Raw genomic sequence first — 11,961 nt, 5'->3', positions numbered from 1 at the left:
TTCTTCTGCATTATCTACTTTATTAGACTGATTTATTTCGTCTTTAATTTCAGCTAATGCTTGTTCTAATTTTATAACTCTACGAGTTAAATCTTTTATCTCTTTATTTAATTCACTTTTGTCCCTTTTTCTTATTTCTTTCTCATATATTTCCTTTGTCCTTCTTGGGCTAGAAGAAATATTTGATTTGTCCGTTTTTTTTTCCTGTATATTTTCTATTTTTTTTAAAGGCACTTCATCAACATTATTTAAAGGGCCAAATCCCATAAGAGATAACTCAGGATACGCTTTTCCAAATGAATAATTTAATTTATAATCACTTTTAATATTCTTTTCATTAGTATTAAATTTATATCTCAATAAGTCTACTTTTTTTGATTCCTTCCATAAGAATGGATTTGACCAATTTTCTCCTTTATCAATAGAATAACAGCTCATTAAGTTATCATGTTCAATCCAAGCTATCCACAATTTGTTGTCATATTCAATAAATGTTGGATAAGAACAATTTGCAGGATTAGAAACTACCCTTTCTAATTCTTTTTCATATTTTGTATCAACTTTATCAAATTTTTCATACTTTATTACTAGATTACCATTATGATATTCACTATAAACTAAATGCAAATCACTATCTACTAGCTTAATAATATCTAGATATAACTTATTAGTAGCATTTGATGTAAGTTGTATATTGTCACTCCACTCATTTTTTAATACATCATAAGATTTTATAAACACTTGTTCTTTATTATTAACTAAATTACAATATGCAAATACTAATTTGTTGTTTAACTTTATTATCCGAAATGGATTTAATATATCTCGTTTAGATATAGTAACTATTTCATTAGAAGCTATATCTCCATTATAAATACTATGTATTACTTTATAGCTACTTCTGTCTTCTTCTAAAGGTATACAATAAAACAAATGTAATTCATCATTACACCAAACAACATTTAAATTAAATAAATCTTCATTTTCTTTTAATGTTACTGTATCCCATAAACCATTAACCAGTGTTAGTAAAATTAATGAATTATTATTATCTTTACATGCTAAATAAATTCTATCTTTCTCGTCTATTGTTGCATCAAATTCTAATGAACTATCTTCTATAATAACTCTTTTTTCAACAGAATCAAGAATTCTATCGAAAAAAATAAATACTACTCCTTTGTAATCCCAAACAAAATTATACAGATTAGATTTACTATCTGTTATTAAACAACTTGTTTGGCTTGAAAACGCCATAATATCACCATCCCATTTTTCAATTCCTACATAATATTTATATTTATTTCTTCTATAATATATTACATATTTGTACAAATATAGTAGCACAAATTGTTGTTTAGAATATACTGAAAGTAGGAAAGGATATTCCAAATATAGCTATAAAGGAGGAAAAATAAATGAAATGTGAAAATAAATCAGATTTACTAAACTTATCTATAACTGAAAAATGCTGTACTGGTGAAACAGGTTGTGAATTTGATGGGACATTAAGAAATGTTAGAGCTGAATCGATATATACACAAAAGGTATATGATGCAGCTTTGTTTAACCTTCAAGCATTAAGAACTATAACTGAAGCACCATTTAAACCTGCATTAGGTCCTGGAGCAAGAATTATCAAAGTAACAGACATAAGATGTAAAAAATTTTTTAATCCTGAAAATATTGATGACCCAGCTAACTTAACAGTAACTCCAAAGTCAACAATTTCTGGTGCTAGTTTTGTAAAAGACGCTTGTAGTGACCCTGTAGAAGTTGTAGGTCCTGATGGCATGTTTAGTGAAAAAATTATTTACACTGACACTCAAGCATGTGATGAAAAAGGTAAAGGAACGCCGGTGTTTGGTTCTCAAGTAGTTAAAATTTCAGGTAATGTAACAGTAGAAATAGATGTTATATTCACAGATAATTGTGATAAAAGATGTAAAGCTACTTTAGTAGGGGATATACAAATCGCACCACCAAAACATCCACTTAGTTTAACAAACTTCTTCGAACTTTGTATTCCATCTGTATTTGATACAGCATTTTTACCACGATTCGCAGAATTTTGTAATTTAATCTGTGAACCAAGATTAGCAACTAATAGTATTATGAGAGACATCGACGTAGATCCAATTACTGGCACTGTAAAAGTTAACTTAATAGTTGCACTATGCATAACTTGTGAAAAGAAAATAATTGTTCCTGTTCAGTTATGTGTACTTTCTACTGGTTTCCCAGTACTTCAAGCTGAAACTGCTCCTATATGTACAGCATTCCCAACTTTATTCCCAGAACAAATTGATGAAGATAAAGGCCATTGCTGTAGTACTGAATCTGAATTAGATACAGAATAGTTTAAAAGCGGCCTATTAAAGGGCCGCTTATCTTCTTAATCTATAACATCTATTATATGTATATTTTTTTCTTTAAGTAAATCTACATATTTTTCGTCTACCTTAACAACAGGTCTAGTAGGTAGCTCTCTATGAACATATACTATCTCACCTATTTCATAGGTGCTTAACTTAACTATATTACCTACATAAAACTTAGAAATATTATTTAAAAATAAAAATGATATCCTTGGGTCTAAAACACCAAAGCTATTATTGTTTATAAGCTCAGCCACTGTAAAAGGAGATTCCTTTTCCTTGTATACTCTATCAGAAGTCATTGCATCAAATATATCACATACAGCTATAATTTTAGCAAATTCATGTATTTTTTCTGACTTCACTCTTAACGGATATCCACTTCCATCTTCACGTTCATGGTGTTGTAAAGCACCCAAAGCAATATTCTTACTTATCCCTATTGTATTATTTAATATATTATATCCATATATAGTATGCTTTTTTATAATTTCAAATTCCTTTTCAGTTAATTTACCTGGCTTATTTATAATATCTTGTGGTATTTTCATTTTACCTATGTCATGAAATAATCCTGCAAGAGCTAATTGCTTTAACTCAACTTTACTGTAATTAAGCCATTTCCCCACCATAGTAGCTAACATACTTACATTTAGTGAATGACTAAATGTATAATCATCATTTTCCTTTAACCTTCTTAGTCTTCCTAGTATATTGTTATTTTTTATAAGTTCTTCTACTATATTGTCTACTGTATCGCTAATTTCAGTAATTATAATTTTCTTTCCTAGTCGCACATTATTTAATATATCTTTAGTTTTATGTACTAATTTTTTATGTGCTTTACAAAATTTTTCATCTTGTATTAGTACATAATCCTTTTTATGACTAACTTTTTCTAATATATCAATATATTCAATTCCGTTATTCTTTATATGTATGATATTTTTCTTATTCAAAACTGTACCACTTTTTAACAGAATAATGCCACTTTGAATATTCTCTACATCTTTTTTTAAAACCATTCCAGGTTCTACATTATCTATATGAATAAGCGCCAAGTTATCACCTACCCAATTCTTATATTCTTATATATAACTTCGACACTTATCTCCTAACTCCTTTGTTATTAACCATTTTTTACAGCAAAAATCTTATCAAAATGTTTACCTACTAAAATAGTTAATAATATGGCAACTGGAACTCTTATACCTAATAATAACCATCCATTAGCACCCATAGCAACAAAAAGAAGTGTATCTTCTATAACCGAGTGACAAGCTATTAAAAAAATCATTAAAAGATATAAATCTTTTTTTGATAGCTCTCCTTCTTTTGCACTCTTTATTATAACTCCTGCTCCATAAGCTAGTCCTAAAAATAAACCTATTATAAGAGGAAAAGTTGATTTTTTGGATATTCCTAAAAGCTTTGAAAGAGGTTGCAGTAAATTTGATATTTTATCTAAAATTTTAAAATCTTTAAGTAACTCCATTATTATCATAAGAGGTATTACTATCTTTGCTATGGTGAATATAGACCTTAAACTACCAAACAAACCTTCTTTTATGATATCTATAACGTAATCCAAGTTGCAATCCTCCTCTATGACCATTAAACAAATAAATCCTTAGTTTTATAAGCTCTGTAAGCTTGAACTATAGCTAATACAGTCAGTATAACTGATAATATTGGTGGTACAATAACTAACATTTTTGCTAAAATAGGTGACACCCCTGAACTACTTATAGTATCTGCTACTGCTTTTTGATAATTAGAAATAGCATAAATACCGTATCTAATCCAAACAAATGATGTCATTAAAGCTACTGGTATAACTGCTAAACTTAACAAAAATCCTGTTTGTGACCTGTTTTTTAATCCTCTTATACCTAAAAAGATAGGTACAAAGAAAATAGCAGGTAAAATGAAACCAAAATATTGAGGTGATAATGCTAAAAATAAAATTGATGTAAATAAATAAATTCTAAAGTATTTATTAATATAATTTGTTATTCCAGTAAAATCTCCTTTTGCAGCTTTTAAATATTTAATATAATAAGCTATTTTCCCATTTAATTCCTTTGGATTAGCTTTTGCTTTAAATTCTTTTTGTAATTCTTTGCCTTTTTTAACCAAAGACTTGTATACTTTATTTAATTCTTCAGTTATTTCAATTGTCTTATATTCTTCTTTTAAGGATTGTAATTCTTTAAAATAACTATCTTTTTTCTTTTGTGTTAATAACTTAGTTTTCTGTACTTTACTTGTTATTTCTTCTAAAATGCTAATTAATTCTGTCGTATTCATAATATACACCTCTTTTTTTAAAAGAATATTATAGTTATATTATACCTCATCAATATGTATTTTACTAAAAAATCCCCATCCACAGATGGGGATTTTTTTATTAAGCATTGTTTTTCTTAGCTTCTCCTTTTAATAAAGCATTTAAAGTAACACCTATAGCTATAAATATCATAGACCAAACAGTTATCATAAAGCCCATTGCAATTCCTGTCATTTAATTATCCCTCCTTACGGACTTATCGACGTACTAATACTTTATCTTGTTCAAGTTCTTCACTGTATTTATCTTTAATTGATTTATAAGCTTGTATAAAACCTACTATTAAAACTGCAAATATAACTACTCTAGCACCTTGAACCCACGGTACTAATTCTGGTTTATCTGCAACAAATGAAGGTACTAATTTAAAGTAACCTGCTTCAATATAGTCCTTTGTAGAGAATATTAGTAATATAGCAGCTGCTATTGGAGTTATTCCCTTCATGAATATTTTATAGAACCACGTTGGTACTTTCCAGTATCCACCTCTATTTAATTCTTCTAATGCTCTATCTCCCATTAGCCATCCTGCTACTACTACTTCAACAAATCCAAGAACTAATAATAGATATATACCTACCCAGTTATCTACTTCAGTTAGATATACTAAATCTGCTGTTTTTGTTAACATTGGCTCAAGGGCAATTGGCATTCCAACTACTATATATCCAAAGAATATAATCCATGATGCTTTCTTTCTTGGAATTCCTAAGTCTTCTTCAACTAAAGCTGTTAAGTAGTTAAACAATGCTATAGCTGAAGTAAATCCAGCAAAGAATAATAGTAAGAACCATAGTCCACCAAATAATTGTCCTGCCGGCATTGCTCGGAAAACGTTTGGCAATGCGATAAATGAAAGTCCTACACCTTGACCTAATCCTTCAGGTCCTAGGAAAGCGTATGCAATAGGAATAACCGCAGTACCTCCTAAGATTACTTCAGCAAACTCATTAAGTGAAACAGTAGTTAATGCTGAAACTACTACATCATCATCTGGTTTTAGATAAGAAGCATAATTAGCTATAATACCCATACCAATTGATAAAGTGAAGAATACCTGACCTGCTGCTGCTATTGCAGATTTCCAATTTAGTTTGCTAAAGTCTGGATTCCAAATGTAATTTAATCCTTTAAATGATGACCAGTCTGGATTAACTGGACTTCCTAAAGTTAATGCTCTTATCGCTAATGCAATACCAAATACGTATAGTACTGGCATCATTAGCTTAGCCCAAGACTCAATACCTTCTTGAATTCCACGCATAACTGCTAATGCTATTCCTACAAGGGCTAATACCCAGAATATAAACACTTTTGGACTTTGTATAAAGTTTACGAAAACTTCACCTGTAGACTGAGCAGCGTCCATATATCCTCCAGTAATTGACAAATAACCATAACCTAAAGTCCATCCAATAATTTGGCTATAATAAGATGTAACTAGTAGTGTTACTGCAAAAGCGAAGGCTCCTGCTACAGCCCCTATAATAGCTGCTTTTCTCGGATTAACACCTTCTCTAGCTTGTAAGTACACCATAGGTCCTATTGTCCCATGGCCATACTTACCACCATAACGTCCAAGATTCCATTCAACTAACATAATAGGAATACCTATCATAATAAGTGCAATAAAATAAGGAATTATAAATGCTCCACCACCATTGCTGGCAGCCTGATACGGGAATCTCCAAAAGTTACCCAATCCTATCGCATTACCTGCCATCGCTAGAATCAGACCAATCTTAGAGCCCCAACTCTCTCTTTGATTTTCCATAGTCGTCCCCCTCCGTGTTTAAAATTTTCTGAATTATCTTTATTATACGACATCCTTCGACTTTTTTCAACGTTTTTTTGCATGGTAATGTTTTCCCAGTGCTCAAATACCGATATTTTCTAAAACAAAACCAATTATTAAAAAAAGTTAACAAATACACTTAGGGGGTATGTGTATGTATTATAGGACAATATTTAATATTATTCCTGAGATAAATGCTAAGGATAATCTTAAAATCAATACTATTAATACATTTACTCCAGTATTTTTAGCTACAGCCGTTTCTACGAAAAGACTATGTGAAAATGATAGCATAACTGCAATTATTGTTATCTCTTTTACAGATAGTGTAATTGACGCTACAGCTCCTATTGCAGCATATAAGTTTACAACGTTTCCTAAAACAATTATTATTGCTGCTTCACCAGGTAATCCTACTAAGTTCATAATAGGAGAAAACAAATACGATATCCATTCGATTGCTGGAGTTTGTTTTAAAATTGTAACAAATATATATACTGGTATAATAATCTTAGTTAACATCCATGTAGTCTTTATACCACTCTTTAAACCATTCGATAGTGAGTTTATGCACTTATTTATTAGACTATTGTTCACATTATCTATTGTTTCTTTCTTCATATTTTCATCCCTTTTTTATCACATCATTATAACATAGCTTTTTTCATATATATAATTTTATCTAAATATAACGATAAAATAAAGTTTTGTTACAAAAAAGAAACAAAGTAGCCTTTTAGACTACTTTCTATGCCAACTGCTCATCATTATTATTTTTTAATTTGTTAGTCCATTTACCACATTTATCACCATATCTAGCTACTATTTTTTTATCAGCATATATTTCTACCACTTCACACATATTTGCACAATCGCTACACTCAAATCCTTTTACTTTGTAATTAATATCAGAGATATCCATACCTTTGAAATTAGTTTTCCCTGTTTTCTTAACCTTCTCTTTAGCCATTATAGCAGAACCAATTGCTCCCATCACATCATGATTTTCAGGAACATATACTTCTGTATTAAGTGCATTTTCAAAGGCCCTTTTTATTCCTACATTAGCTGCAACTCCTCCTTGGAACACAATAGGTCCAGTTATTTCTTTACCTTTACCCACATTATTTAAATAATTCCTAACTAGAGCGTCGCAAAGTCCGTTTATAATGTCCTCTTGATTGTGCCCTAGCTGTTGCTTATGAATCATATCGGATTCAGCAAAAACCGCACACCTACCTGCTATCCTCACTGGATTTTTTGACTTTAATGCTAATCTTCCAAATTCCTGTATATCTAATCCCAATCGAGCTGCTTGCCTATCTAAAAATGAACCTGTCCCCGCAGCACATACTGTATTCATTGCAAAATCAGTAACAATGCCATCTTTTAAAATAATTATCTTAGAATCTTGCCCTCCTATTTCTAAAATTGTTCTTACATCAGGTACATAGTTCAATGCAGCTATCGCATGTGATGTTATCTCATTTTTTACAATGTCGGCTCCTACTATAATACTTGCCAGATATCTACCACTCCCTGTAGTACCTACCCCTTTTATTCTAAATTCATCATTTTCCTGTCTAAGTTCCCTTAAACCTTTCTGTAAAACTCTTATAGGTTTCCCCTGGGTTCTTAAATATTTTTTTGATACTACCTTATTATCTTCATCCAACAAAACTACATTAGTGCTTACTGAGCCTACATCAATTCCCAAATAATAACTTTTCAATATTTTTATCCTCCTTTCTCTTTTTTAGTAAGTCTACAAAAGCTTCTAACCTAGTTAAATAACCAGCCTCGCCGGTCATTTCATCCACAATAAGTGTCATTATTGGTACCCCATAATCCCTCTGTATAGCTGGTAATATACTTTCAGCTACTATTTCAGGCATACAGGTTAAAGGTAATAGTTGAATGATGCCATCATACCCTTCTTCTGCATAAATAACAGCACTCCCTACTGTCTCTCTTCCGTGGCCACCTACCATAGCTTTAAGATATGGTTTAGCAGCTTCTATCTTTTTATTTTCTTCCTTTGAGCCTATTGGCCCTGAAAACAAATGATGTTTTACCCACTTTGTAGGAGTAAGAGATTTATCAACTTCTACCCCTAGATGACCTAATTTTCTTTCAATCTCTAAATTAACAAAAGGCTCTATGATTGTATATATTTCTCCAACTATACCTACTTTATATACTTCTTTATTCTTTTCAATTTCAACATTTTCTAACTTTTCCCTTGCATATTTTATTTTATCTATAATTTGTTCTACTCCATATACTTTTCTAACTTCTCTATGGAATTCATCAATAATCATATCTACTTCATAACCATTGATAGCTCTAGGTCTCTTTTTATTTGCTATATCAGTTAGCTCATCTACTTTCTCTAGAACCTTCTTACCTCTAACCAAACTTCTTAAGATTTTAGCCACATTTTTTGTATTTGTAGCCTTCATTATTCTTTTTACTAACTCCATAGGTTTACCATCAGGCGGGTCAAATACTATTATTTCAACATCATATCCTAAATCATGCAGTATTTCTTTTTCTATTACTGAATAATAACCAAATCTACAGGGACCACAGCTACCAGTTATTAATATAGTATCTGCACCTTTTTCTATACTCTCAATGTAATTTCCAATGTTTATCTTGAATGGTAGACAGATAGTTTCAGGTGAGTATTTAGTACCTAATTCTAAAGTTTTTTTACTACATTTAGGAGGTACTATCACCTCATTACCTAAATCTTCAAGTAGTGCTTTAGCAGCTACATATACATTACCCATGTGTGGAAAAGTAATCTTCATTTTTCAACCTCCATTTAATCATGTCTAAGAAAGCTTCTAACCTTGTATTTATTCCAGCTTCACCAGTATGCTCATCTATTGTTAAAAGGGTAAATGGTATTTTTCTTTGCTCAGCTTTCCTCTGTACTAAATCTATCAAGATGGAATCTAAACCGCATCCAAATGAAGATACATATATCATTCCATTTACCTTTTTTTCTTCCATAACAGCAAATGCAGAACCAACTATTTTTCTTCCAAAGCTCCAAAACATTCTTTTAGGAAGTTTTGAAGAGTAATAGTTTGCTTTTTTAACATCTACCATTTCTGGTGTTATAATTTTTACATTTTTACTTTTTAATTTGTTTATTAAATTCATACTTATATGTTCATCATAAATATTATAAGGATGTCCTATAACCATAATGGTAGCTTCAGATTTAGTAACCTTGTTATTAGTGTTAAAAAAACTATTATACATTGTAATAGCCTCAATAGGTATAACACCTTTACTTATTAAATTTTGATATCTTTTGTAATGGTTTAATGCATCATTATAAGCTGAGTAAACCTTAAACATATTTGAAGTAAAATACTTACCTGCATTTATAACTGCTTTAGCAAGATTCAATTTAGAGTTCCTCAAATTTATTTCTACATCAATAATAGGAGGTAAATCTTCTATAGAGTTTTTAACCATTTCTGGTAGTCCTAAAAACTTAGGGCATATAAACTCTTTTTTCTTTACACTGACTAGTCTTGGTATAAACAAATAATCAACTTTATCTTTTAAATCCTTTACATGACCATGAAAAACTTTAACAGGCAAACATGCTTCATCTACACATGCTGATACACCTGAATCTAATATTTTTTTATTAGTCTTAGATGACAAAACAACCTCTGCTCCAAGGTTATTTAAAAATTCTTTCCACAAAGGATAGTAGTCATAAAAAAGAAGTCCCTGTGGAACACCAACTCTATAAGACATATAATCCCTCCAATCCTACTTTATATTATGAACAATTAATTCATATAATATAACTAAAAAAAGACCCTTTGTTTAGGGGCCTTTTAGGTTAATTTATTTTTTTTATATTCTTGTATGATACTACTTACTTGCTCTATTGAATAAATTATATCTTCTCTTTTTGTATTTAGTTCCATACTATTTTTAATATATTGAAAAAACTCTTCAGGGCCTATAAACGGCTTGTTTAACGCAGCAAGTAGCTTTTTCATCCTTACTTTTCTTTGCATATTACCCATATCTTTTATGTTTCTATTAATAAACTGAATAAAGTTATCTATAGCCTGTTCTAAATAGTCTAAATCAACTTTTTCTATATCGTTAACTATTAACATTTCTTCTTTTTCGAGATAAGTATCATTATATAGTGCTAATACATTTTGAGTTTTTATTAATAAGTTATTTAGTTCTTTATCAACCCTCTTATTTCGTCTGTGATATTCATTAGTAATCGCTTGAAAATTAATATTACTTTCATTCATACGTTTTTTTATTGTATCTATATTTTCTTCACAAATATCTTGAATATTGTTTTTATTTTTTACGTCTTTATTTATTATGTATCCTTTCCATATTTGTATAAACTTTTTAACCTCTTCTATTTTAAAAGTATTATAATGTTCAAGCATTTTACTAATAATTATTAATCGATTTATTATTAATCCACATTCTGTTATAAGGTTTATTAAGTTATGTATTTTAAAAATATAATTAGTAGTTAACTCATAAATGTTTTCAATTTCTTCAATTGACGAATTTTTAAAATCAAAGTTTTTAGCTTTCTGTGCTTGTGTAAATAACTCAGAAAATTTTTGTCCATATTTTAAGTCTAATGCTCCATTAAAAATAGATTTATACCTATCTATTATTAGATTAGCTTTCTTCTTACTAAACTGTTTTAATTCTCTAGTTAAGGTTTGCTTTACTAAATCATAAAACTTATTTTTAGAGATTCTAAAAGGTACCACATTTATTATCCTTGAAGCTTTTGGATATAACGTATTAATATCTTCAACTAAGAAATTATAGATATTTCTATAAAACTCCTCTAAGTTTATGTTTAAATATTTATATTTATTATCACTTCTGTATTTATCTTTCATAACTAAAATATGTGCTAATTCATTTGAATAGGATAATTCTGTTAAATAACACGATAATCCTTCTATTAAATCTATTGCTTCTTTTCTTAAAGACTTAAAGCAATCTATTTTCAATTCATCTTCAATGTCATTTAAATTAACAATTATATCTATGTTTTTTATTTTTTCTTGTATTTTTTCATATAAATTTAATATTTCTAAACCATCTTTTTCAAGTTCTTCAATTACTTTTTTATTCTCCTCAAATACATTCTCTAATTCTAAAGACTTATAGAATATTTCGTAAAATGTAATTTGACCTATATCCTCTATTTGTTTCTGATTTAATTTTACAATTTCTTGACGCAATTCTTCATCTGTCATTTTTTTAGTTTTTGATTGTATTTCCTTTATTTGTTTTTCCATATTATCTCCCCTCATTTTTATCTCGTAGTGTCAAAAGTTTAGAGTAAAATTGACACTCAAATATTGAAATTTAAATAATATATATTTGTTTTAGTGTCTCCCCCC

11 protein-coding genes are annotated in these 11,961 nt (G+C 29.3%); 1 reads left to right on the top strand and 10 read right to left on the bottom strand.

Annotated elements, in window-relative coordinates; translation table 11 throughout:
- Positions 1-1,335: hypothetical protein (locus L21TH_RS06955; RefSeq protein ID WP_162138487.1), on the bottom strand; the 1,335-nt coding region annotated here is incomplete at its 3' end.
- 83 nt (positions 1,336-1,418) lie between these two features.
- On the opposite strand from L21TH_RS06955, the gene L21TH_RS06950 reads away from it, so the two are divergent.
- Positions 1,419-2,360 carry a hypothetical protein gene (locus L21TH_RS06950; protein ID WP_006312610.1) on the top strand — a complete coding sequence of 314 codons (942 nt, stop codon included), beginning with the start codon at positions 1,419-1,421 and terminating at the stop codon, positions 2,358-2,360.
- A 35-nt stretch (positions 2,361-2,395) separates the two neighbouring features.
- Here L21TH_RS06950 and L21TH_RS06945 read toward each other — a convergent pair whose 3' ends face one another.
- From L21TH_RS06945 to L21TH_RS06905, 9 genes are all read right to left on the bottom strand, one after another.
- Positions 2,396-3,439, bottom strand: coding sequence for an HD-GYP domain-containing protein (locus L21TH_RS06945; RefSeq protein ID WP_006312609.1), 1,044 nt, complete (start codon positions 3,437-3,439; stop codon positions 2,396-2,398).
- A gap of 68 nt (positions 3,440-3,507) precedes the next feature.
- Complete coding sequence (locus L21TH_RS06940) at positions 3,508-3,969, bottom strand: nucleoside recognition domain-containing protein (protein ID WP_006312608.1); 462 nt, start codon at positions 3,967-3,969, stop codon at positions 3,508-3,510.
- Between the two features lie 23 nt (positions 3,970-3,992).
- Positions 3,993-4,688 carry a hypothetical protein gene (locus tag L21TH_RS06935; RefSeq protein ID WP_006312607.1) on the bottom strand — a complete coding sequence of 232 codons (696 nt, stop codon included), beginning with the start codon at positions 4,686-4,688 and terminating at the stop codon, positions 3,993-3,995.
- 236 nt (positions 4,689-4,924) lie between these two features.
- On the bottom strand, positions 4,925-6,502 hold the full coding sequence (locus L21TH_RS06930) for a sodium:neurotransmitter symporter family protein (protein ID WP_006312604.1): 1,578 nt from the start codon (positions 6,500-6,502) through the stop codon (positions 4,925-4,927).
- A gap of 180 nt (positions 6,503-6,682) precedes the next feature.
- Positions 6,683-7,144, bottom strand: a complete 462-nt coding sequence (locus tag L21TH_RS06925) for a nucleoside recognition domain-containing protein (protein WP_052002669.1) — start codon at positions 7,142-7,144, stop codon at positions 6,683-6,685.
- Positions 7,145-7,271: 127 nt separating this feature from the next.
- Positions 7,272-8,255: an acyl-CoA dehydratase activase gene (locus L21TH_RS06920; protein WP_006312602.1), complete on the bottom strand. Its 984-nt coding sequence runs from the start codon at positions 8,253-8,255 to the stop codon at positions 7,272-7,274.
- The gene (locus L21TH_RS06915) at positions 8,230-9,339 is read right to left on the bottom strand and encodes an acyl-CoA dehydratase activase-related protein (RefSeq protein WP_006312601.1); all 1,110 of its coding nucleotides are present in this window, start codon (positions 9,337-9,339) and stop codon (positions 8,230-8,232) included. Before L21TH_RS06915 ends, L21TH_RS06920 begins: the two co-directional genes overlap by 26 nt.
- Positions 9,311-10,309: an acyl-CoA dehydratase activase-related protein gene (locus tag L21TH_RS06910; protein WP_006312600.1), complete on the bottom strand. Its 999-nt coding sequence runs from the start codon at positions 10,307-10,309 to the stop codon at positions 9,311-9,313. Before L21TH_RS06910 ends, L21TH_RS06915 begins: the two co-directional genes overlap by 29 nt.
- An 83-nt stretch (positions 10,310-10,392) precedes the next feature.
- On the bottom strand, positions 10,393-11,856 hold the full coding sequence (locus tag L21TH_RS06905; RefSeq protein WP_034429589.1) for a hypothetical protein: 1,464 nt from the start codon (positions 11,854-11,856) through the stop codon (positions 10,393-10,395).
- Positions 11,857-11,961 lie beyond the last annotated feature (105 nt).

This window comes from Caldisalinibacter kiritimatiensis (assembly GCF_000387765.1).
In the GTDB taxonomy this organism is placed as follows: Bacteria; Bacillota; Clostridia; order Tissierellales; family Caldisalinibacteraceae; genus Caldisalinibacter; species Caldisalinibacter kiritimatiensis.
The sequence above is the reverse complement of the archived record's forward strand: the minus strand, read 5'-3'. Positions and strand labels throughout refer to the sequence as shown.